17 protein-coding genes are annotated in these 24,245 nt (G+C 53.7%); 6 read left to right on the forward strand and 11 right to left on the reverse strand.

From position 1 onward, the window contains the following. Nucleotides 1-3 precede the first annotated feature (3 nt). Nucleotides 4-858, forward strand: coding sequence for a pantoate--beta-alanine ligase (panC, locus tag ACL2XF_RS15725; RefSeq protein WP_410016382.1), 855 nt, complete (start codon nucleotides 4-6; stop codon nucleotides 856-858). A gap of 117 nt (nucleotides 859-975) precedes the next feature. Continuing rightward, nucleotides 976-1,356 carry an aspartate 1-decarboxylase gene (gene panD / locus ACL2XF_RS15730; protein WP_410016383.1) on the forward strand — a complete coding sequence of 127 codons (381 nt, stop codon included), beginning with the start codon at nucleotides 976-978 and terminating at the stop codon, nucleotides 1,354-1,356. Nucleotides 1,357-1,405: 49 nt separating this feature from the next. On the opposite strand, the gene ACL2XF_RS15735 is transcribed toward panD, so the two are convergent. Both ACL2XF_RS15735 and ACL2XF_RS15740 read right to left on the reverse strand, forming a co-directional pair. After that, complete coding sequence (locus ACL2XF_RS15735) at nucleotides 1,406-2,173, reverse strand: ABC transporter permease (RefSeq protein ID WP_410016621.1); 768 nt, start codon at nucleotides 2,171-2,173, stop codon at nucleotides 1,406-1,408. Continuing rightward, nucleotides 2,173-3,108, reverse strand: coding sequence for an ABC transporter ATP-binding protein (locus tag ACL2XF_RS15740; protein WP_413722152.1), 936 nt, complete (start codon nucleotides 3,106-3,108; stop codon nucleotides 2,173-2,175). Before ACL2XF_RS15740 ends, ACL2XF_RS15735 begins: the two co-directional genes overlap by 1 nt. 109 nt (nucleotides 3,109-3,217) lie before the next feature. Between ACL2XF_RS15740 and can the strand changes: the two genes are divergently transcribed. Next, the gene (gene can / locus ACL2XF_RS15745; RefSeq protein ID WP_410016385.1) at nucleotides 3,218-3,874 is read left to right on the forward strand and encodes a carbonate dehydratase; all 657 of its coding nucleotides are present in this window, start codon (nucleotides 3,218-3,220) and stop codon (nucleotides 3,872-3,874) included. A gap of 51 nt (nucleotides 3,875-3,925) precedes the next feature. Here can and hpt read toward each other — a convergent pair whose 3' ends face one another. Further along, on the reverse strand, nucleotides 3,926-4,459 hold the full coding sequence (gene hpt / locus ACL2XF_RS15750; protein ID WP_410016386.1) for a hypoxanthine phosphoribosyltransferase: 534 nt from the start codon (nucleotides 4,457-4,459) through the stop codon (nucleotides 3,926-3,928). 300 nt (nucleotides 4,460-4,759) lie between these two features. Between hpt and ACL2XF_RS15755 the strand changes: the two genes are divergently transcribed. From ACL2XF_RS15755 to speD, 3 genes are all read left to right on the forward strand, one after another. After that, nucleotides 4,760-5,107, forward strand: coding sequence for a YacC family pilotin-like protein (locus ACL2XF_RS15755; RefSeq protein WP_410016387.1), 348 nt, complete (start codon nucleotides 4,760-4,762; stop codon nucleotides 5,105-5,107). Between the two features lie 124 nt (nucleotides 5,108-5,231). Next, complete coding sequence (speE, locus tag ACL2XF_RS15760) at nucleotides 5,232-6,095, forward strand: polyamine aminopropyltransferase (protein ID WP_410016622.1); 864 nt, start codon at nucleotides 5,232-5,234, stop codon at nucleotides 6,093-6,095. A 28-nt stretch (nucleotides 6,096-6,123) separates the two neighbouring features. Further along, on the forward strand, nucleotides 6,124-6,918 hold the full coding sequence (gene speD, locus ACL2XF_RS15765; protein WP_413722151.1) for an adenosylmethionine decarboxylase: 795 nt from the start codon (nucleotides 6,124-6,126) through the stop codon (nucleotides 6,916-6,918). 25 nt (nucleotides 6,919-6,943) lie between these two features. Here speD and ACL2XF_RS15770 read toward each other — a convergent pair whose 3' ends face one another. The 8 genes from ACL2XF_RS15770 to aceE form a co-directional block, all read right to left on the reverse strand. Continuing rightward, nucleotides 6,944-8,728, reverse strand: coding sequence for an ankyrin repeat domain-containing protein (locus tag ACL2XF_RS15770; RefSeq protein WP_413727141.1), 1,785 nt, complete (start codon nucleotides 8,726-8,728; stop codon nucleotides 6,944-6,946). Nucleotides 8,729-8,899: 171 nt separating this feature from the next. Beyond that, nucleotides 8,900-9,262 (reverse strand): YacL family protein, encoded by a 363-nt coding sequence (locus ACL2XF_RS15775; protein ID WP_410016390.1) that lies wholly within the window; start codon nucleotides 9,260-9,262, stop codon nucleotides 8,900-8,902. 249 nt (nucleotides 9,263-9,511) lie between these two features. Then, nucleotides 9,512-10,813, reverse strand: a complete 1,302-nt coding sequence (locus ACL2XF_RS15780; RefSeq protein WP_413727142.1) for an ankyrin repeat domain-containing protein — start codon at nucleotides 10,811-10,813, stop codon at nucleotides 9,512-9,514. Between the two features lie 451 nt (nucleotides 10,814-11,264). After that, entirely contained in the window at nucleotides 11,265-13,862 is a 2,598-nt protein-coding gene (acnB, locus tag ACL2XF_RS15785) for a bifunctional aconitate hydratase 2/2-methylisocitrate dehydratase (protein WP_413727143.1), read from the reverse strand. 375 nt (nucleotides 13,863-14,237) lie between these two features. Further along, complete coding sequence (locus ACL2XF_RS15790) at nucleotides 14,238-17,108, reverse strand: M66 family metalloprotease (RefSeq protein WP_413727144.1); 2,871 nt, start codon at nucleotides 17,106-17,108, stop codon at nucleotides 14,238-14,240. Nucleotides 17,109-17,828: 720 nt separating this feature from the next. Continuing rightward, entirely contained in the window at nucleotides 17,829-19,256 is a 1,428-nt protein-coding gene (lpdA, locus tag ACL2XF_RS15795) for a dihydrolipoyl dehydrogenase (RefSeq protein WP_413723545.1), read from the reverse strand. 232 nt (nucleotides 19,257-19,488) lie between these two features. After that, the gene (aceF, locus tag ACL2XF_RS15800) at nucleotides 19,489-21,405 is read right to left on the reverse strand and encodes a pyruvate dehydrogenase complex dihydrolipoyllysine-residue acetyltransferase (RefSeq protein ID WP_410016394.1); all 1,917 of its coding nucleotides are present in this window, start codon (nucleotides 21,403-21,405) and stop codon (nucleotides 19,489-19,491) included. Nucleotides 21,406-21,420: 15 nt separating this feature from the next. Beyond that, nucleotides 21,421-24,090, reverse strand: a complete 2,670-nt coding sequence (gene aceE, locus ACL2XF_RS15805) for a pyruvate dehydrogenase (acetyl-transferring), homodimeric type (protein ID WP_410016395.1) — start codon at nucleotides 24,088-24,090, stop codon at nucleotides 21,421-21,423. Nucleotides 24,091-24,245 lie beyond the last annotated feature (155 nt).

Below are 24,245 nucleotides of genomic sequence, written 5' to 3' on the forward strand. Positions count from 1 at the left end.
GGCGTGTTGATTATCGAAACCCCGCCGAAACTGCGTCAGGCTGTTAAGCAGTGGCGGCAGGAAGGTAAACGTATTGCGTTGGTGCCGACCATGGGGAATCTGCACGATGGGCATATGTCCCTGGTGGATGAAGCCCGCGCCCGTGCCGATATTGTTATCGTCAGTATCTTCGTCAATCCGATGCAATTCGATCGCCCCGAAGATCTCACGGCGTACCCGCGCACGCTGCAGGAAGATTGCGAAAAGCTGACCCGACGCGGCGTTGATACGGTGTTTGCGCCGGCGGCGGCGGTGATTTATCCGGACGGACTCGCCAGCCAGACGTTTGTGGATGTGCCGCGTTTTTCCGCTATTCTGGAAGGCGCCATCCGCCCGGGCCATTTCCGCGGCGTAGCCACCATTGTCAGTAAGCTGTTTAACCTGGTGCAGCCGGATATCGCCTGTTTCGGCCAGAAGGATTACCAGCAGCTGGCGCTGATACGCCAAATGGTGAAGGATATGGGCTATGACATCGAGATAGTCGGCGTACCGACGGTGCGCGCCGCCGACGGCCTGGCGCTAAGCTCGCGCAACGGCTATCTCACCGCCGGGGAGCGCCAGATAGCGCCCCGGTTGCACAGCGTGCTGGAACAGCTTATCGGGCAGATGAAAAACGGCGAACGCCAAACCGATACCCTGCTGCAACAGGCGGCGGAACGGCTGCGCCAGGCCGGCCTGCAGCCGGATGCCCTGGATATTCGCGACGCCGATACCTTGCAGCCGCTCACGGTGGACAGCGCGCGCGCGGTGGTGCTGTTTTCCGCCTGGCTGGGCAAGGCGCGTTTAATTGACAACGCCCAGGTGGATTTAACGTTGTAATGGGGCAGCACTCAGGCCTGTGGACAGCCGGGAGGCTATCGTCAATACTGGCGTGGATGTCCCAAGGCGATTTTGCGTTTTCACTCCCCGGCGGGGAAAGTACAAAGGTTTAACGTTATGCAACGCACCATGCTAAGAGGTAAGCTGCACCGGGTCCACGTGACCCAGGCGGATTTGCACTATGAAGGCTCCTGCGCCATCGATCAGGACTTTCTGGAAGCGGCGGGTATCCTGGAGTATGAGGCTATCGATATCTACAACGTCGACAACGGCCAGCGGTTTTCCACCTACGCCATCGCCGCCGAGCGCGGCTCGCGCATTATTTCCGTCAACGGCGCGGCCGCCCGCTGCGCCTGCGTCGGCGATTTGCTGATCATTTGCGCCTACGTGCAGATGCCGGATGAAGAGGCGCGCGGCCATCGGCCTCTGGTGGCCTATTTCGACGACCAGAACCAGCTGAAACGCACAGCCAAGGCGGTACCGGTACAGGTGGCCTGATGCCGCCCGGCGGCGCATCCTCTGGCAAAAATGCGCCGCCGTCCTTTACCTATGTCCGCAGCCCGCTGCCGCGCTGGATCAAATACCAGCACCAGGCATAAAACACCACGATAAACACCACCAGCACCGACAGCGTAAACGCCAGCGGCACGTCGCTGATGCCCAGAAAACCGAAACGAAAGCCGCTTATCATATAGACGACGGGGTTGAGCTTGGATATGGCCTGCCATATGGGCGGCAACAGCGTCAGGGAATAAAACACCCCGCCCAGGTAGGTCAGCGGCGTCAGCACAAAGGTCGGGATCAGGCTGATATCGTCAAAGCTTTTGGCAAACACCGCGTTCAGCAGGCCGGCCAGCGAGAACAGCACCGCCGTCAAAATAAGCGTCACCGCCACCACCCACCATGAATGCACATGGAAAGGCACGAAAAACAACGAAATCGCGGTAACCAAAATGCCGACGCAAATACCGCGCGCCACCCCGCCGCCCACGTAACCGGCGATGATGATATGGGTGGGCACCGGCGCCACCAGCAGTTCCTCGATATTGCGCTGGAACTTGGCGCTGAAGAACGAGGAGGCGACATTGGTATAGGCATTGGTAATCACCGCCATCATAATCAGGCCCGGCACGATAAATTGCATATACGAAAAGCCATGCATTTCGCCGATGCGCGATCCGATAAGATTGCCGAAAATAATAAAATACAATGCCATGGTAATCACCGGCGGCACCAGCGTCTGGATCCAGATCCGGCCGAAGCGGTTTATTTCCTTACGCCAGATACTCTTTAAGGCGATCCAATAAAGATGCATCATAATTTGGCCCTCCTGCTGGCCCGGTCGTCTTTTACCAGCGTGACAAACAGCTCTTCCAGCCGGTTGGCTTTATTACGCATACTCAACACCTGCACCCCCTGGGAGCTGAGCTGGCCGAACAAACTGTTCAGCCCCTGTTCCCGCATCACCTCCACTTCCAGGGTGCTGGTGTCCAGCAGCTGATGGCGATACCCCTGTAATTGCGGCAACGGGCTCTTGGCCGCCAGATCGAGAATAAAGGTTTCTGATTTCAGCTTGGACAGCAGCAGCCGCATAGACGTATTTTCCACCAGTTCGCCGCTTTGGATAATGCCGATATTGCGACACAGCATTTCCGCTTCTTCCAGATAATGGGTGGTCAGGATGATGGTGGTGCCGCTGCCGTTCAAATCGCGCAGGAAACCCCACATCGAACGCCTGAGCTCGATATCCACGCCGGCGGTGGGTTCATCGAGGATGAGCAGCTTAGGCTCGTGCATCAGGGCGCGGGCGATCATCAGGCGGCGTTTCATCCCGCCGGAAAGCATGCGCGCGCGCTCGTCGCGCTTGGTCCATAAATCCAGCTGGTTGAGGTATTTCTCGGCGCGCTTCTCCGCCACTTTGCGTTCCACGCCGTAATAACCGGCCTGGTGAACCACAATCTGCCAGACGGTTTCAAACGGATTAAAATTAAATTCCTGCGGTACCAGGCCCAGCTGGCGTTTGGCATTCACAATATCTTTATCGATGTCGTAGCCGAATACGCGCGCCTTGCCGGAGGTTTTATTGACCAGCGCGCTGATGATGCCGATGGTGGTGGACTTACCCGCGCCATTGGGTCCCAGCAACGCATAAAAATCCCCCGCTTCCACATTAAGGTCTATCCCTTTTAGCGCCTGTACGCCTCCTGCGTAGGTCTTGGTCAACTTCTCCAACTCCAATGCATATGTCATAGATAACGACTTACCTTATTCTCAATGGATGTGACGAACTGATTTAAAAAAACGCACGGTTGACCTATATTAACGCATCGCACTACGTCGTTACGGGCTAAAAACCACAATGAAAGACATCACGGACCTTATCAGCAACAACCAAACCTGGTCTAAGCATCTCAAAGAAGAAGACCCGGGTTTCTTCGAGCGTCTGGCGCTGGCCCAGAAGCCGCGATTCCTTTGGATAGGCTGTTCCGATAGCCGGGTGCCGGCGGAGAGGCTGACCGGTCTGGAGCCGGGGGAGCTGTTTGTGCACCGCAACGTGGCCAACCTGGTTATCCATACCGATCTCAACTGCCTGTCGGTGGTGCAGTACGCCGTGGACGTACTGGAAGTCGAGCATATTATTATCTGCGGCCATTACGGATGCGGCGGCGTACAGGCCGCCATCGACAATCCGGAACTGGGATTGATCGACAACTGGCTGCTGCATATCCGCGATTTGTGGTACAAGCATAGCTCAATGCTGGGGGAGCTTCATCCCGAGGATCGCCTCAACACCTTATGTGAAATCAACGTTATCGAGCAGGTCTACAACCTGGGGCACTCCACCATTATGCGCTCGGCCTGGAAACGTGGCCAGAAGGTGCAGCTGCACGGCTGGGTATACAGCATACACGACGGCCTGCTGCGTAATATGGACGTCTCCGCCACCAGCCGGGAGACGCTGGAACAGCGCTACCGCCAGGGCATCGCCACGCTTTTGCAACAGCACGGCAAATAGCCGGCTACCCGTGCGTCATCCCTGAGACCGCCAAGGACCGCCGCCTGGCGGTCAATCCTGACGCACGACCTTGCCGACAAAAGGCAAATGCCGGTAGCGCTGCGCGTAATCGATACCGTATCCCACCACGAACTCGTCGGGGATGGCAAAGCCCACCCACTCCACCGGCACCTGCACCTCGCGGCGATCCGGCTTATCAAGCAAGGTGCAGATAGCCAGGGATTTCGGCTGGCGCAGTTGCAGGATCTCGCGCACTTTACTTAGCGTGTTGCCGGAATCAATGATATCTTCCACGATCAGCACATCCTTGCCGCGGATATCCTCATCAAGATCCTTCAAAATCTTAACGTCGCGCGTGCTGCTCATGCCGCTGCCATAGCTGGAGGCGGTCATGAAATCCACTTCATGCGGCACCGTCACGGCGCGGCAAAGGTCGGCCATAAACATAAAAGAGCCGCGCAACAGGCCGACCAGGACCATCTCACTGCCGCTGTCGCGGTAATGCAGGCTGATATCATGGCCAAGCTGCGCGACCCGGTCAGCGATTTCCCCGGCGGAAATCATGACGTCCACGGTGTGTTTCATAGCGGGATCACATTACAGAAAGTTGAAAAGAGGCGAATTTTAGCATAACCGCCAGGCGCATGCGATGCGCGGACACAAGGTTTGCACGGCTCTTCGTGCCCGCCCTTCCCGCTCAAGCCCACCGCGCGTATCAGCAATCTTAGCGGTTTTACCCACCGCGCGCGGGACAATCCGCCAGGTTTGCTCCATACTTTCATCAAGCGGTTTTCACCGCCAAAAATGCGGCTGCAGAATAAAACTTAGGGCGAAAATCATTAAATATGATAACGTCAACCTATAACGAATGATTCAGGTTTTCACATGAAATACACCCTATTGGTGACGCTGTTGCTCGGGCTGCTGGGTTTTTCAACCGCGTCACAAGCCTTATCCGAACCCGAAGCCGAAGACATGGCCGATTTAACCGCCGTGTTTGTTTATCTGAAGAACAACTGTGGTTATACCGACATGCCCAATGAACAAATCCGGCGTGCCATCCTGATTTTTGCCCAACAAAACCGTTGGGACCTCAGCAACTATGCCAGTTTCGACATGCGCGCCCTGGGAGAAGACAGCTATCGCGATCTTAGCGGCATCGCCATTCCCACGCCGAAGAAATGCGAAAGCCTGGCGACAAATTCCCTTAGTTTGCTCGCCTACGCAAAATAAAGAGTTTTAAATCCTGTTTGTGTGAAAATCATCCGTGCAAGGTGGGGCGGAGTTAGCTATTATGTTGCGCCGTTTTCTCATGGCGGTTTTCGCCGAGGGTTAGCTCAACATGTCACATCCCAACATGCCACAACACGACATCTGGTACGAAACGCTGCATGATAATTTCGGGCAGTATTTTCACGTGGACGCTATCTTGTACCGGGAAAAAACCGCGCATCAGGATCTGGTGATTTTCGCCAACGCCGCGTTTGGCCGCGTTATGGCGCTGGACGGCGTGGTGCAAACCACCGAACGCGATGAATTTATCTATCACGAAATGATGGCCCACGTACCGCTTATCGCCCACGGCAACGCCCGCAAGGTGCTGATTATCGGCGGCGGCGACGGCGGCATGCTGCGTGAAGTCTGCCGGCACCCCGGCGTAGAAAGCGTGACCATGGTGGAAATCGACGCCGGCGTCGTCACCTTCTGCCGGCAATATCTGCCGGGGCACAACGCCGGCTCGTTCGACGATCCGCGTTTTCATCTGGTTATCGACGACGGCGTGAATTTTGTCGGCGCCACCGACGACACCTTTGATGTGATCATCTCCGACTGTACCGATCCTATCGGGCCGGGATCGAGCCTGTTTACGTCTGATTTTTATCAGGGCTGCGCGCGGTGCCTGAATGAAGGCGGCATTTTTGTCGCCCAAAACGGGGTGTGTTTTTTACAGCAGGACGAGGCGGTACACAGCCACCGCAAACTCAGCCATTACTTCAGCGATGTCAGCTTCTACCAGGCGGCGATACCGACCTATTACGGCGGTTTGATGACCTTCGCCTGGGCCAGTCAGGACCCGGCGCTGCGCCAGCTGGACGCCGCCACGCTGAAGGCGCGCTTCTCCGCTGCGAAATTGGAATGCCGCTATTATAATGCAGCTATTCATCACGGCAGCTTTGCCCTGCCGCAGTATTTACTCAATGCCTTGTCGTCAGCACGCTGAGACGCAAGCCATAAGGGGGTGAACTCAATTGCAGAAGTTAAAACTACACGGCTTTAATAATTTAACCAAGAGCCTGGGTTTTTGTATTTACGATATTTGTTATGCCAAAACGGCGGACGACCGTGATGGATATATCGCTTACATTGACGAACAATATAATGCCAATCGCCTGACTGAGATCCTGAGCGATACCTGCGCGATGATCGGCGCCAACATCCTGCATATCGCGCGGCAGGACTATGAACCCCAAGGCGCAAGCGTCACCATTTTGGTCAGCGAAGATCCTATCGATCCGCTCAGCATCGATAAATCGGAGCACCCGGGGCCGTTGCCGGAATCGGTGGTGGCGCACCTGGATAAAAGCCATATCTGCGTGCATACCTATCCGGAAAGCCATCCGGAAGGCGGCCTTTGCACGTTCCGCGCCGATATTGAAGTTTCAACCTGTGGCGTGATTTCGCCGTTGAAGGCGCTCAATTACCTGATACATCAATTAGAATCGGATATCGTTACCATGGATTATCGGGTGAGAGGCTTTACCCGGGATATCAATGGCATAAAACATTATATTGATCATGAAATCAATTCAATACAGAACTTTCTATCGAAAGATATGAAGGCGCAGTATCACATGATGGACGTCAATATCTATCAGGAAAATATTTTCCATACCAAGATGATGCTGAAGGATTTTGATTTAAAGCATTATCTGTTCAATGCCAGGCCGGAAGATCTGAGCCCCAGCGAACGCAAGGAGATCACGGACCTGCTGTATAAAGAAATGCGGGAAATTTATTACGGACGCAACCTGCCGGTGGTATGACCCGCCGGTAGGTGTTCGGACCGGCTCAGGCTTCGTAGCCGGAATATTCCTCCCTACCTGCGCTCTCCGGAGCCCCTGCCGCCAGCAATTTAATCACTGCCCTATGGCCATAACAGCGGGCATAATCCATGGCGGTCTGGCAATGGCTATCGGCTATTGCGCCGTTGGCGCCGTGCGCAATCAGCAGCCGGACAATATCGACATGTCCCCGCGCAGCGGCAATGCTAAGCGCCGTCCTGCCATCACAGCCGATATCATTGACGTTAAGATTCCGGTCCAGCAGTGACCTGACAATGTCGCTATCACCATAGCGCGCCGCATACATCAGGCTGGTATAGCCGAAAGCGTTTTTGATAAAGGGGTCGGCGCCGCGTTCCAACAAGACATTAATGATCGCGGCATCGCCGCGCTGCAAAGCAAATGCCAGCGCCGTGTCACCATAGATATCGCCGGCATTGATATTGCAGGGTTGACGCGAAAGGGTAGCTAAAATGACGTCATTGACATTGACGGCGGCATACATCAGCGCCGTGCGATTTAGACAATCCGTCAGGGAAACATCGGCCTGGTGTTCGATAAGTCTTTTGATGATATCTTCACAGGAGGCATGAGCCGCCAACATCAAAGGCGTGGTGCCTAAAATATCCTGCGCATTCACATTGGCGCCATTGCTTATCAATATTTTTACTATTGTTTCCTGATGCTGACCAATGGCATGCATTAAAGGTGTAAACCCCCTCCTATCCGTCATGTCAGGGCGGATATTTTTATTAAGCAAATGAATCATTATGCTTGGCCGACCATAAATGGCGGCATATATCATAGCGTCGTGGCCCAGGTAATCGCTTTGCAAAGGGTCGGCACCCTGTGACAGTAATAAATAAAAAAGTTGCTCAGTATTATATTGAATAGATATCATCAGCGCCGAGGCGCCCATCAAATTAACGGCGTTGATGTCGGCGTGATAATCCAATAAATAACCTACTATCTTATCGTTGCCGGTCATGGTGGCCAACATCATGGCCGTCAACCCCTGTTTGGTTTTAGCATCTGGATTAGCCCCGTTTGCCAGCAACAGGCGTACCACCGGTATTTGATTGTGAGAAATCGCATACATCAGCGGCGTTATACCCTCGCAGTCAGGTCTATTGATGATTTCCGCACCGGCATGACTCAGGAACAAGCGGACCAAGGCCTCATCGCCGCAGAGGCAGGCATGACACAACGCCCGCCTTAACAGACCATGCCAAATCTCGGGGTTGACGCCATGGTTATCCATGTCCGCGATAATATCCGCCCTGCCCAGATAGGCCGCCGCCACGAGCACACTCAGGCTTTTTTCCTGGCGATGCTCCCCCCTCAAGGCCGGCAAGGTCCCCTCCACAGGCGGGAATAGGGGAGAGGGTTGGCCGGTCAACGGCGTTATGCGGGCAATATTGACCTGTTGGCCGCGGTGCTGCACACCGGGCGGCGCCGTGGGTTGGCCAAGCCTGTTTTTTTTGGCGGGCGAGTGGTCAGGCACGCATGGCGTTTGCGCCGTCACGGCGCAAGAAACGGCGGGCGCCGCCGGCGCCACGACGGCGGGACGTTTTAGACCGCCGTCGTGGCAAAGGTTAAGCGGATGTGCGCCATCATTACCGGCAGGAGGGTTTGTTACTGTGTGTACGTTGACAGACAAATTAACACAGGCGGAAAGCTTCTTTAATTTTGTCCAATATGCTTTTTCTGGCTTTTCGCCATCAGCAGAATGATATGTTCCTTCCAAGTGAGCTTGATTAATTTCACCTGAATTAATTGAGTTAGAATTCATAGCGACACCTGATGATCATTTTTTCATCGCCATCATGTCATAGGCACACTATTTTTTGAATTTCACTACTCGTTGCCATGGCGGATAATCTGGGAATAACTTTTATCGTTACGTTCTTATTTATAAATAAAACAAACGACGTCGCAGCCGGATCGGATGATACCCAGCGGGTTAGCGGGACAGACTAAAATCGCGATAATGCCGTAAAACCTGCAAAAAATCATCGGTCCCGCATAACGACAGGCTTTCTTCATCATAATAATTCATGCCTTCCTCCAGTTCGTCGTTCACAAAGGCAAGTTCATTGGCGCGGATTATCACCTCATCGCCATCGGTCCAGAAAGTGTACTCATGCCCGACGCATTGCCAACTGTCCTGGCCGCCGGCCAACCGCTTGATATGCCCCTCCACCTCGTCCAATAACACGAGATTGCCCTTGACCTCTTCGTTAAGCCAATGTCCCACGGCTTCATGCCCCATGGAAAAGGTCACTCTTACCTGACCGGTGATATCCCGTTGAAATGCGTAATCCATAGCCGTCCGCCCATACTCAGCCAATTGCGGGAGATGGCAGATAATTTCTGCGCAGGCCCGTACAGTAACGGTTATTTTACCCGTTTACCGGCATAAGATCGTTAGCTATGTTGTGTTTTACCGCGCTCGTGAGCGTTAAAGGGCGGAGAATGACGCGCCGGCCCGCCCTTCAGCCACATCGCCAGGTATAAACCATTGGTATAACCCGTTTGGCCGCGAACAAAAACCTATCCCTGAAAAAAGCCACAGCTACTGGAAAAATAACTGGCTCAAACGCTTTATTTTATTGATTAAATTAGCAAACCTTATGCCGTTAATGCCGGAGGGACCCGCGGCGCCGGACGTCGCGGCACTATGATGTTGCAGCAACGCCATAACCGGCGTATGACCGCGCCGCGCGGCGTAAAATAGTGCGTCCCGGCCGTTATTATCAACGAGCGTAGCGTTCGCGCCGCGTAGCAATAGCGCATTGACCGTCACCTTGGCGCCGCGTTCGGCGCTTTGCATCAGCGCCGTACGGCCAATGGCGTTAACTTCGTTAATATCCGTCCGGTTTGCCAGCAGGGCATCGATCAATTTCAAATCGTCTTTTTTCGCCGCCATCATAAAAGGGGTCAGCGGTTCCGCGGGCCGGTCTGGAATATCGTCGCTTATGCCGGGCCTGGCCGGGGTATGGGGCAGCCCGGTTTGCGGTACAATGCCGGGGGAGCGTCCGCGCGGGCGCAGGATAGTCTGCGGCGGCGCAGGCGCGCTGGTGGTCGGCGGCTTGCGACGGGTGGTCTCGACAGCGGCCGTCGCCGGCGCCGCGTCATTACTCTGATACGCTTGCGTCAATAGCGTAATCATATCCAGCTGATGCATGGCCCTTGCGGAATCCATGGCCGTCGAACCGGTATTGTCGGTTTCATTGACATCCGCGCCTTGCGCCAGCAAAAAAGCGGCAATGCGCATATCACAGGCGCGTGAAGCCACCAAAAATACGCTCTCGCCACGGTTATTCAGCAACCAAAGGTCCGCGCCTGCAGCGAATATCGCCATAAAATGATCATAAAGATTCAAGCGCGCGGCATACATCAGGGCGGTGTTGCCCTTAAAATCCCTGGCGTCATAATCGATGCCTCTGTCCAGAAGCAGCCGGGTGACTGAAATATCACTCTCGGCGAATTCTTCAGAAAGCATTAACGCCGTCATCCCCACCCAGCATGCATTGATCTGAGCGCCGGCATCCAGTAATATTTCCACCACTGCACTTTGGTTATTAACCGTGGCGACATGTATCGGCAACATCCCTTTATGCGGCCATCTGATTGCGGCTATTTCAACGCTTACCCCTTGCGATATAAACATTTTGACCACTTCGCCCATGCCCACGCTGGCCGCATAAATTAACGGTACTTCTCCGTACGGATTATTATTGGCGAGCGCCAGGGCTGCTTCCAACTCGGTTTCTCTTTTCTGCTTACGCCCTCTTGCGGCATAATGCCCGGCATACATAATTTTATCTTTGCGGGCTAATACTATTTCCGCCATCGCGTCAGGATCCAGCGGCATAGCGGAGGTCGCTTCATGGTGATCATTTCCGGGCGTCGCGCAAGGTGGCGCGTCCGGCAGAGTAAAAGGAAAAGAGACCGGCAGGTTTTGCAAGGAAATTGCAGAATGGGAAACATTTTTCAAAATATTCCCTATTCGATTAACGCCGGTATAACTTTGTGCGGAATTATCGCCCAGCGCGCAATTTGCGCCGTTCGCTAATAAACAAGGATAAACGCCTGCATTCATAGAGAGACCTCCGTGCCTTGCACTTTATCGGGTAAATCAAAAGTGACATAAAATATAAACCCTATTTGCCCACTTTAGAATTGCGGTGGTTGTTTCACATAGCTTACGTTGAAAATTTAAAGTCGCTTCTGCTTTTCAACCCTAAAAAAACGGCCAGCCGCAATGGCTGGCCGTGGGATCGAAGCGCCGGGGGTTACGTTTGCGTATCCCAGGCATTACCCAGTTACACCGCCGTCTGGAAAATCACCTCGTCGGCTTTGTCGGTATACTCCGTCAACCGGTCAAAGTTCAGGTAGCGATACGTATCGGCAGCGGTTTTATCCACCAGAGCAATGGCCTGCAAATATTCCTCCACCGTTGGTAAACGTCCCAGCAGCGCGGTTACCGCCGCCAGTTCCGCCGAAGCCAGGTAGACATCCGCGCCGTTGCCCAATCGGTTGGGGAAGTTGCGGGTAGAGGTGGAAACCACCGTCGCGCCTTCGGCCACACGCGCCTGGTTGCCCATGCACAATGAGCAGCCGGGGATCTCGACGCGCGCCCCGCTTTTGCCGAAGATGCTGTAATAGCCTTCTTCCGTTAACTGGGCGGCATCCATTTTGGTCGGCGGCGCCACCCACAGACGGGTCGGCAGCTGGCCTTTGTGCTGGTCAAGCAATTTACCCGCCGCGCGGAAGTGGCCGATGTTGGTCATGCAGGAGCCGATAAACACTTCGTCGATTTTATTGCCGGCCACCTCGGAGAGCAGACGGGCATCGTCCGGGTCGTTCGGCGCGCACAGGATCGGTTGGTTGATATCCGCCAGATCGATTTCAATCACGGCGGCATATTCCGCGTCGGCATCCGCCGCCAGCAGATGAGGATCGGCCAGCCAGCTTTCCATGCCCTTGATGCGGCGCTCCAGGGTGCGGCGATCGCCGTAGCCTTCGGTTATCATCCACTTCAGCAGCACAATATTGGAACTGAGGTATTCGACGATCGGCGCCTGATCCAATTTGATGGTACAACCCGCCGCCGAACGTTCCGCCGAGGCGTCCGCCAGTTCAAACGCCTGTTCCACCTTCAGCTCCGGCAGGCCCTCGATTTCCAAAATACGGCCGGAGAAGATGTTCTTCTTGCCCTTCTTTTCCACCGTCAGCAGTCCCTGCTGAATGGCATAATACGGAATGGCGTGCACCAGATCGCGCAGCGTGATGCCGGGCTGCATCTTCCCCTTGAAACGCACCAGGACCGATTCCGGCATATCCAGCGGCATGACGCCGGTGGCGGCGGCAAACGCCACCAGGCCGGAACCCGCCGGGAACGAAATGCCGATGGGGAAGCGGGTATGGGAATCGCCGCCGGTGCCGACGGTGTCGGGCAATAGCATACGGTTCAGCCAGGAGTGGATAATACCGTCGCCGGGGCGCAGCGAAACGCCGCCGCGGTTCATGATAAAGTCCGGCAGGGTATGGTGGGTCTCCACATCCACCGGTTTCGGATAGGCGGCGGTATGGCAAAACGACTGCATAACCAGATCGGCGGAGAAGCCCAGGCAGGCCAGATCCTTCAGCTCATCGCGGGTCATCGGGCCGGTGGTATCCTGCGAGCCGACGGAGGTCATTTTAGGCTCGCAATACTGGCCGGGGCGGATGCCCTCCACGCCGCAGGCGCGGCCGACCATTTTCTGCGCCAGGGTAAATCCCTTGTCGCTGGCGACCACGGCCCGGGCATGGCGGAATATTTCGCTGGGCGGCAGGCCCAGGGATTCACGGGCGCGCGCGGTCAATCCACGGCCGATGATAAGCGGAATGCGGCCGCCGGCGCGCACTTCGTCCACCAGCACCTCGGTATTGAGCGCGAAGGTGGCCAGCAGCCGGTCGGTATCATGGGCGCGAATCTCCCCCTTGAACGGATAGATATCAATCACGTCGCCCATATTCAGCTCGGAGACATCAACCTCGATGGGCAGCGCGCCCGAGTCTTCCATGGTATTAAAGAAAATCGGCGCAATCTTGCTGCCCAGCACCACGCCGCCGCCCCGCTTATTCGGCACGTAAGGCAGGTCGTCGCCCATATACCACAGCACCGAGTTGGTGGCGGATTTGCGCGAGGAGCCGGTGCCGACCACATCGCCCACATAGGCCAGCGGGAAGCCTTTCTGGTTCAGCGCTTCAATTTGTTTGATAGGTCCGACGCTGCCGGGCTGATCGGGATCGATACCGTCGCGGGCATTTTTCAGCATCGCCAGGGCGTGCAGCGGAATATCCGGCCGGGACCAGGCATCGGGCGCCGGCGACAGGTCATCGGTATTGGTTTCACCGGTGACTTTAAATACCGTCACGGTGATTTTTTCCGCGAGCGCAGGGCGCGACAGGAACCATTCGGCGTCGGCCCAGGCCCGCATTACCCGCTGAGCGTGGGCATTGCCGGCCCTGGCCTTGGCTTCAACATCAAAAAAGCTGTCAAACATCAGCAGCATGTGTTTCAACGCATCGGCGGCAATCGGCGCCAGGGTCTCGCTATCCAGCGCGTCAACCAACGGCTGGATATTGTATCCGCCCTGCATGGTGCCGAGCAATTCAACCGCCCGGGCGGGCGTAAGCAGCGGAGAGTGCGCGTCGCCTTTGGCGACGGCGGCCAGGAAACCGGCCTTGACATAGGCCGCTTCGTCTACGCCTGGGGGAACACGGTTAGTTAACAGATCCAGTAAAAAATTTTCTTCGCCGGTCGGCGGATTTTTCAGCAGTGTCACCAGCGCCGCCATTTGCGCAGCGTCAAGAGGTTTTGGCACAATCCCCTGGGCAGCACGTTCGGCCACGTGCTTACGGTAGTCTTCTAGCACGACGATCTCCTCGCTTTAATAAGTCATTGCTCACTTTTATTGCTCTCGGCAGTCTATCAGAATTTAACCGCACTGTTAATTTGTTTACAACTAAGCAACATAATTTTTAGCTGAAACGTTAAGGTTATGGCGCTGATTTTACTGTGTTAAATTAACACTATTTTATAGTTACAACTACAGACCGTTGCCAAAAATACGATGTGGACGCCTACCCGAAAGCAACATAGGCAGCATCGAATTTTTGGATGCCACAAAAAATGGATAAGTGCGTTAATTCAAAATTTACCTCAGTTAGTTTTTAAAAAGTCTTGACCTGAATTAAAATGCACTCATCGCAGCCAATATACCCGAAGTTGTCGGCTATGAGTGCCGATTTTAGGTATCTGACGATAAATCATTTTCAGTATTCAGAGCGGCGTTTTCCTGAGAACTCATTGGGCTATCTATCTCCTTTTGCCAGGCATCCTCTATAAAAATAAATTTTGCGACTTCACCACGCGCAATAATATATTGCTGTTTATCGTCTAAAATCACGTTTGTTGGAGAACCCGAATTTCCTGCGATCTCCACACGTTGACCATTGTACGCGAAAGGAGGCAATTTCAACATATCCAACCGATCGGTCTTAGTGAGCTGAATATTGACAGTAAAATTTTCCGCTAAGTAACCAAATAATTTCTCCGGGAAATTATTTAATTCATTAATATTAGCCTTGCCATTTATAAACTTCATTGAACGAGAGGATAATCCATTGACTGTGTAACCCAATCTGGTTGTTGGAGGGTTGAGCGTTAACGAGGTAACAATAACATTTCTTATAATAATATCCGCTCTGACGGTCCGGTCTATCTGCCTGATATTGATATGGAATTTATTCATTCCAGCAGGGTTAATACGGCCTCTTGCTAATTGATAATGAATAATATCTGTTGACGTAGTCACCCGCAAATAGCATTCAAGCGGACTGACATTTTGGGAGGAAGAATAAATAAAACCATAACCACCATGCAATGCAGGATAAATAGTTGTAGGTAGAATTCTCTCGGGGTCATAATAACCCACTACCGTCGTTACCGGAACGCCAAATTGGCGAGGTACCCGCGTTCCTAACGCATCATTTTTTTCACGCGAGTGCCAAAGATTATTGTCAGCCACATAGCGTGTCGAATCCCCAGTTCTATAGATAATGGGAGTATTATTAACCATCACCGTCACGTCCCATGTTGCCCGGTTAGTGAAAGAAATAATCCGACCAAGGCTAATCGCTCTTGCAGCAGGAAAGCTAATATTACTGGTCCATGCACCATCACGAACTATAATTTCAACTTCTTGAAATCTTTGTAAAATAGTGCTTAGTTCAGCACCAGAAGGATCATTCCCCAGCCGCGTCAATTGTTGTTGAGTGTCGATGCGATAAATAGTATCATCTGTGTAAATAGGTGGATAAAAGGGCAACATGACATTTGGATCAATTAAGCCATTTACAGTTTTAACGCCACAATTGGCATTTTCAAAATCTCCTTCATTTTTATTTGACACTGAACCGCAGCCACGCTCACAATCGCATTTATCTTCACAATTATTTTTATTACGATGGGGGCACGCTCTCTTTTCTTCTTGTTGTAAAATAATCTCAAGAGTATTCGAGTTAAAGGGTAAATTGTCAGCGAGTATTATCCAATTCCTATTTCTTACTATAAAAATACTACTATTCCTGTATGAGACTCGATGAGATTGATTACCAATAATAATAAACATATCTGATTGTGCATCACTATCTACCCAAACGATGCTACCCTCGAGTTGTGCGTCTGCCGTAGGGAGATGAACATTACGAATCCAATTACCGTTACTGGGTATTAGTTGCACAATGCCCATGCGTATAAGCTGTGTTCTGATAAAGTTGCCACTGGTATCATTGGCTATAGCATTAAACTGCGCTTGATGGGAAATAATAACACTAGGTGGCCTGACATAGTTAACGTAATTAATATATCTCAGACTTTGTGGATCCCAAATTTTAAAACCAGTCGGTGAACTGCTTGAGAAAACAGCGTGCCGCTCAATAAAATTTTGTATGACATTAAGGACATATGGCGTATGTAACGCATAATAAGATAAAGGAGAACTTGCATGTCCTGATGCCATCACATCAGTATTAAAACGGTTGCCTTGGAAGGGGGGAATACTACCGCCGCAACAATTTTGGTTTCCTCCTTTATCCCAGAAAAAGTTGGCGATAAATCGGTTAAGATCGCGATCCCAACCCCATGCGGCGTTAACACCATTAACACTAGGGCGTTGATGGGATGAACCTCGCCATTGTCCAGGATAATGACCGAGGCTATATGCGTGGCCTGCTTCATGACTCCATTCTTCTCCTGAAGAATCTTCGATAGTAAGCATTCCATTTCCACCGCTTCCACCATGTACTATAATTCCATTCTGATAGCGCCCACGTGAATTATGCGCAGTAATTTGAAATGCAACATAATTATCCGGTATTTCAATAGACCCATCAGAGCTATTAATACCATAATTTGCGCAATTGATACCTTGGGATATCAGAAACTTACCAATATATTCACGCATATCCCCTGTATGCCAACTACCATTGTCCGCCGATTGGCTTGTATAGATGACACCATTTGGCATGACTACACGTGTAAGATGGATGGGTTCGTATTCTCCAACAATAAGACGGCTAACGGGAATTTTTTGATAATAATCTCGATGTAAACTGGGCTGATTAGCAAAATCAAAACGATCGCGGGGGGTTACCAACATTCCGATATCGATTGTTTGGATAATCACTTCATTGGGAGCACCAATAACAATATTATTTAGACTACCAGATTGATTGCCGGCTTCAAATAAAAGCCTTAGACCAGGGTTTATCCAAGTCGCGGGTAATATAACCGACCACATATTGCGAGCATAAATTATATTTGTGATCGCAGGTGAATCAACCGTCGGCAACTGAGCAGGGGGTACCAGGTCCAAAACACCGAGTCTAACGCCATCAGCACGCGTTCCAGTTACGGAAATCGATGGCGGAAGCGTTACTCGGGGCTGTACCAGTAATAGGGTATCTCGTTGGGCCACCAAACGCGGACGGATATCATGCGGGGTTGCTCTTTGATACAACGTAATATTTTGCGCATAACATATTCTGGCTTCAAAATTACCAGTGAGATCACTTGTTGCCGGTAATTCATCAAATGCAAAGTTATTTAATATTTCCATTATGCTTACCTCATATAACATCTCTAATTAAATAGATGGATAAAGGCATATGACAGTGCTTATATTCCATGGCTATATTAAGTGTTTATATTCAGTGAGTATGGCATTTGGTTGCATTCTAATCAATTTCAAAATTTAGTATCTCTATGTTATCCTCTGCTAATATATGCAATTCGAGACGATCATGCTTAAATTTGTGATCAGAGACAAAACTATTCTGTATTCAGATTGGACGCTTCTCCGGAATGCGTTAGCTAAATTAGTGGCGCTCGGACCTTTATTACCCGGAGGCCAAGTATAACCGGCATCCAGCCTGATTATGGATTTCGACTTCTCTTAATATATCTGCGCTGCGATTCCACTGAAAAATAACAGTATTTGCAGATGCGTCGGGTGGTGGTAAAACCTGCATGGCTATGTCATGCAAGGTCAGGCCACGCTTGCCGGGAGTGATGTGCTGTTATGCCACGGATGCCTGGTTTATTGAAATGTATGTTCCAAGGCCCGCTGCCCGATCTTTAATAATCTTGAAAACCTTTAATCAAAGAGAGGATTTCGGGTAGCTTCCAAGGGGGATAAGAGCAGGACCAGGCAAAATAGGCGTAAAAAAATCCAGGAACGCAAACTTTCCCGGATTTTTGCACAGTATAAAAATTTTTCTAGATTTCCGGCGCGGCTCCTGAGCTGAGGGAGCCATCAGCCAATCTTAATCAGACTTGATTATTTCTTTTTCTTGGCCTTGGCGTTCGGCAGGTCGGTAATGCTGCCTTCATACACTTCCGCCGCCAGGCCGACCGATTCGTGCAGCGTCGGATGGGCATGGATGGTCAGCGCAATATCCTCAGCGTCGCAACCCATCTCGATGGCCAGGCCGATTTCGCCCAGCAGCTCGCCGCCGTTGACACCGACCACCGCGCCGCCGATCACCCGATGGCTTTCTTTATCGAATATCAGCTTGGTGACGCCGTCCTGGCAGTCGGAAGCGATGGCGCGGCCGGACGCCGCCCAGGGGAAGGTGGCCACTTCGTAGCTGATGCCTTTTTCCTTCGCTTCTTTCTCGGTCACGCCGACCCAGGCCACTTCCGGCTCGGTATAGGCAATCGAGGGGATGACCTTGGGATCGAAGTAATGTTTCTTGCCGGCGATAACTTCCGCCGCCACGTGGCCCTCGTGAGTGCCTTTGTGCGCCAGCATCGGCTGGCCGACGATATCGCCGATGGCATAGATATGCGGCACATTGGTGCGCAGCTGTTTATCGACGCGGATAAAACCGCGATCGTCCACTTCCACCCCGGCCTTGCCGGCGTCAAGCAGCTTGCCGTTCGGCACGCGGCCGATAGCCACCAGCACCGCATCGTAGCGCTGCGGCTCGGCGGGCGCCTTCTTGCCTTCCATGGTGACGTAAATGCCGTCTTCCTTGGCTTCCACCGTGGTCACCTTGGTTTCCAGCATCAGGTTGAACTGCTTGCTGATGCGTTTGGTGTAGACCTTGACGATATCCTTATCCGCCACCGGGATCACCTGATCGAACATTTCGACCACGTCGATTTTGGAGCCGAGCGCATAATACACCGTGGCCATTTCCAGGCCGATAATGCCGCCGCCCATGACCAGCAGCTTTTCCGGCACGGTGCGCAGCGCCAGCGCGTCGGTGGAATCCCATACGCGCGGGTCGTCATGGGGAATAAACGGCAAGGTGATCGGCCGCGAGCCGGCGGCGATGATCGCATTGTCGAAATTGATGGTGGTGGTGCCTTTTTCGCCCTCCACCACCAGGGTGTTGGCGCCGGTAAATTTACCCACGCCGTGCACAACATTCACTTTACGGGCTTTGGCCATACCGGTCAGTCCGCCGGTCAACTGGTTGACAACCCGTTCTTTCCAGGTACGTACTTTATCGATATCGGTTTTCGGTTCACCAAAGGTGATGCCGTTTTCGCTTAGCGCTTTTGCTTCTTCAATCACCTTGGCGACATGCAGCAGCGCCTTGGAAGGAATACAGCCCACGTTCAGGCAAACACCGCCCAGTGTCGCGTAACGTTCGACCAGCACGGTCTCCAGACCTAAATCGGCGCAACGGAAGGCGGCGGAATATCCCCCCGGGCCCGCCCCAAGTACCACGACCTGGGTTTTGATTTCAGTACTCATCATGACCTCTTAGTTGTTTGACCAGCGGTAAGGCGTTAATTTTCTGACGAATTAAAGGCATAACGCGCCGATACCACCGGGACGCCTCCATCAAAACCAGTTTACAGAAATGTTAATAATCTGCAAAGCGGGTTCGGACGGCGCGTGACCTGTTTGCCCTGCCGGGGGAAAATGCGCCCAACCGGCAGCGTCACATTAAACAATCAGGCCGGCCCTGGGGCCGGCCTCGGGCTTACATCACCAGACGACGAATATCGGACATTACGTTGTTGATGAAACTGATAAACCGGGCACCCGCCGCGCCGTCGATGACGCGATGGTCATAGGACAGGGACAGCGGCAGCATCAGGCGCGGCGTAAATTCCTTACCGTTCCATACCGGTTTCATCGCCGATTTGGACACGCCGAGGATCGCTACTTCCGGCGCGTTGACGATAGGCGTAAACGCCGTGCCGCCGATGCCGCCAAGGCTTGAGATGGTGAAACATCCGCCCTGCATATCGGAGGACGTCAGTTTACCGTCACGCGCCTTTTTCGAGATCTCCGCCAGTTCGCGCGACAGCTCAAAGATACCCTTCTTATTCACGTCGCGGAACACCGGCACCACCAGGCCATTCGGCGTATCCACCGCCACGCCGATATTGATGTATTTCTTCAGCGTCAGCTTCTGCGCATCCTCGGACAGCGAGCTGTTAAAGCGCGGCAGTTCCTCCAGCGCCTTGGCCACGGCCTTCATGATAAACACCAGCGGGGTGATTTTCACATCCAGCTTTTTCTTTTCCGCTTCGGCGTTCTGCTGTTTACGGAAGTTTTCAACTTCAGTGATATCCGCCTCGTCGAATTGCGTGACGTGCGGGATCATGACCCAGTTGCGATGCAGGTTGGCGCCGGAAATTTTCTGAATGCGGCCCAGTTCGACTTCTTCCGTATCGCCGAATTTGCTGAAATCCACCTTCGGCCACGGCAGCAGGCCCGGCAGAGAGCCGCCGGCGCCGGCTGCGGGAGCGGCCTCGGCGCGTTTTACCGCATCCTTGACGTAGGCCTGGATATCTTCGCGCAGGATACGGCCTTTACGTCCGGTCCCCTTCACCTTGCCGAGATTAACGCCGAACTCACGCGCCAAACGGCGGATAACCGGCGTGGCGTGCACATAGGCGTCGTTTTCGGCAAACTCGCTCTTGCCCTCGGTTTTAGGCTGGGCCGCCGCCGCGGCGTTTTTATTGGCCTGCGATGCGGGCGCCGGCGCGGCGGCGGCGGCGGTCTCGGTCTTCTCCGCGGCCGGAGCCGCGCCTTCCACCTCAAAGACCATGATCAGGGTACCGGTGCTAACCTTGTCGCCGGTGCTGATTTTGATCTCTTTAACCGTGCCGGCGAACGGTGCCGGGACTTCCATCGAGGCTTTATCGCCTTCAACGGTAATCAGCGACTGCTCGGCGCTGACCTTGTCGCCGACCTTAACCATCACTTCGGTCACTTCCACTTCGTCGCCGCCGATATCCGGCACATTGACGTCTTTCGTGCCGCCGGATTGAGCCGGCGCGGCAGCGGCCGGCTTGCTGTCCTGGGCCGGCGCGGCGGATGCGCCACCCGCGCCCGCCACTTCAAACACCATAATCAACGAACCGGTGCTGACTTTATCGCCGGTATTGACCTTGATTTCAGTGACTTTACCGGCAAACGGCGCCGGGACTTCCATCGAGGCTTTGTCGCCTTCGACAGTGATCAGCGACTGTTCGGCCGCCACGGTATCGCCGACCTTGACCAGCACTTCGGTCACTTCCACTTCGTCGCCGCCGATATCCGGCACCTCGACATTTTTACTTTCCGCTGCGCCGCCCGACTGCGGTTTCGCCTCGGCGGGCTTGGCATCGTTTGACGCCTCGGCCTTGACCGGCGCGCTGTCTTCCGTCGCGCCGCCCTGGTCTTCAAAGACCATGATAAGCTTGCCGGTGGTGACTTTATCGCCCACCGCCACTTTCAGCTCTTTGACCACCCCCGCCTGCGGCGAGGGTACTTCCATAGAGGCCTTGTCGCCTTCGACGGTGATAAGCGATTGTTCGGCATCAACCTTGTCGCCCACGCTGACCAGCACTTCGGTGACTTCAACTTCATCGGTACCGATATCCGGTACGTTAATTTCAATAGCCATTGATTTCTCTACCTCTTATGCCAAACGCGGGTTAACTTTGTCCGCGTCGATGCCGAACTTGGCGATCGCCTTGGCGACCACATCGGCGTCGATTTCGCCACGCTTGGCCAGTTCGCCCAGCGCCGCCACGACCACGTAAGACGCATCCACTTCAAAATGATGACGCAGGTTTTCGCGGCTGTCGGAACGACCGAAGCCATCCGTACCCAATACCCGGAATTCGCTGGCCGGGATAAAGTTGCGGATTTGTTCGGCAAACAGTTTCATATAGTCGGTGGAGGCCACCGCCGGCGCATCGCTCATGATCTGGGCGACATAAGGCACACGCGGTTTTTCAGCCGGGTGCAGCATGTTCCAGCGTTCACAATCCTGCCCGTCGCGCGCCAGTTCGGTAAAGGAGGTCACGCTATAGACATCGGAGCCGACGCCGTAGTCCCGGGAAAGGATCCCGGCGGCTTCGCGCACGTGGCGCAGGATGGCGCCGGAGCCCATCAGCTGAACCTTGCCTTTGGCGCCGTCAAGGGTTTCCAGTTTATAGATACCCTTGCGGATCCCCTCTTCCGCGCCTTCGGGCATGGCCGGCATATGGTAGTTTTCGTTCAGCGTGGTCAGGTAGTAATAGACGTTTTCCTGCGCCTCGCCGTACATACGGGTCAGGCCGTCATGCATGATGACCGCCACTTCATAGGCGTACGCCGGATCGTAGGAGATACAGTTCGGGATGGTCAGCGACTGGATATGGCTATGGCCGTCCTCGTGCTGCAGACCTTCGCCGTTCAGGGTGGTGCGCCCCGACGTGCCGCCGATCAGGAAGCCGCGCGCCTGCTGGTCGCCCGCCGCCCAGCACAAATCGCCGATACGCTGGAAGCCGAACATGGAGTAGTAGATATAAAACGGGATCATCGGCAAGTCGTTGGTGCTGTAGGACGTTGCCGCCGCCAGCCAGGACGACGCCGCGCCCAGTTCATTAATCCCTTCCTGCAGAATCTGGCCTTTCTCGTCTTCACGGTAATAAGCGACCTGCTCACGGTCCTGCGGGGTGTACTGCTGGCCGTTCGGGCTGTAGATGCCGATCTGGCGGAACAACCCTTCCATACCGAAGGTACGCGCTTCATCGGCGATAATCGGCACCAGGCGATCCTTGATCGACGGGTTCTTCAGCATCACGTTCAGTACACGGACAAAAGCGATGGTGGTGGAGATTTCTTTTTTCTGTTCTTCCAGCAGCGCGCCGAAGTCCGCCAGGGTCGGCAGCTCCAGCGGCTTGGTAAAGTTCTTCAGGCGGGTCGGCAGGTAACCGTGCAGCGCCTTGCGGCGGGCATGCAGGTATTCATACTCTTCCGAACCTTCCTTGAAGGTGATATAGGGCAGTTGCTCGATGGTCTCATCGGACACCACCGGGGACAGATTGAAACGATCGCGGAAATAGCGCACGCCGTCGATGTTCATTTTCTTGACCTGGTGGGCAATGTTCATGCCTTCCGCGGTCTCGCCCATGCCGTAGCCTTTAATGGTATGGGCCAGGATGACGATAGGCTTGCCGGTGGTCTTCTGCGCTTTTTGCAGCGCGGCGAAAACTTTTTTCGGATCGTGGCCGCCGCGGTTCAATGCCCAGACTTCGTCGTCGCTCATATCCTTGACCAGCGCGGCGGTTTCCGGATACTTACCAAAGAAATGCTCGCGCACATAGGCGCCGTTCTTCGATTTAAAGGTCTGGTAGTCGCCGTCGACGGTTTCGTTCATCAGTTGGATAAGCTTGCCGCTGGTATCCTTGCGCAACAGTTCATCCCAACGGCTGCCCCAGATGACCTTAATGACTTCCCAGCCGGCGCCGCCGAAGATACCTTCCAGCTCGTTGATGATTTTGCCGTTGCCGGTAACCGGGCCGTCCAGGCGCTGCAGGTTACAGTTGATGATAAAGACCAGGTTGTCCAGCTTTTCGCGGGTGGCGATGGTGATCGCGCCCTTGGATTCCGGTTCGTCCATTTCACCGTCGCCCAGGAAAGCGTATACCGTCTGCGCGGTGGTGTTTTTCAGGCCGCGGTGGTTGAGGTATTTGAGGAATTTAGCCTGATAGATGGCGCTGATCGGCCCCAGGCCCATGGAAACGGTCGGGAACTGCCAGAACTCAGGCAGCAGCTTGGGATGCGGATAGGAAGGCAGGCCTTTGCCGTGGACTTCCTGGCGGAAATTATTCATCTGGTCTTCGGTCAGGCGGCCTTCGATAAAGGCGCGGGCGTAGATCCCGGGGGAAATATGGCCCTGGAAGTACACCAGATCGCCGCCGTCCTGATCGTTGCGCGCACGGAAGAAGTGGTTGAAGCAGACTTCATAAATGGTGGCGGACGACTGGAACGACGCCATGTGGCCGCCCAAATCCAAATCTTTCTTCGATGCGTGCAGTACCGCCATAACGGCGTTCCAGCGGATAGCGGAGCGAATGCGGCGCTCCAATTCCAGATTGCCGGGATACTCAGGCTCGTCTTCAACCGGAATGCTGTTGATATAATTACGGCCCGAGGCACCGGCAGCGATGCTGACGCCACCTTTACGCGCGCCATCAAGTACCTGATCAATCAGGAACTGTGCGCGCTCAATACCCTCTTCACGGATAACCGATTCGATCGCCTGTAGCCAGTCGCGTGTTTCGATCGGATCCACGTCATTGTATAAACGTTCTGACATGGTGGTGTTCCTTATCTATCGCTATTAAATTGATTTAGTTGGAGCCTGTCTTCCTGTGCTCGTTGGCGCCGATGCGTTAGAACACACGAAGACAGGCTCATTATTTCGTTGCCGTTTTATCCCCGTCATACTTCAAGTTGCAGGTGCGTTGGCAT

It is taken from the genome of Sodalis sp. RH19 (assembly GCF_047324215.1).
Taxonomy (GTDB): Bacteria; Pseudomonadota; Gammaproteobacteria; order Enterobacterales; family Enterobacteriaceae; genus Acerihabitans.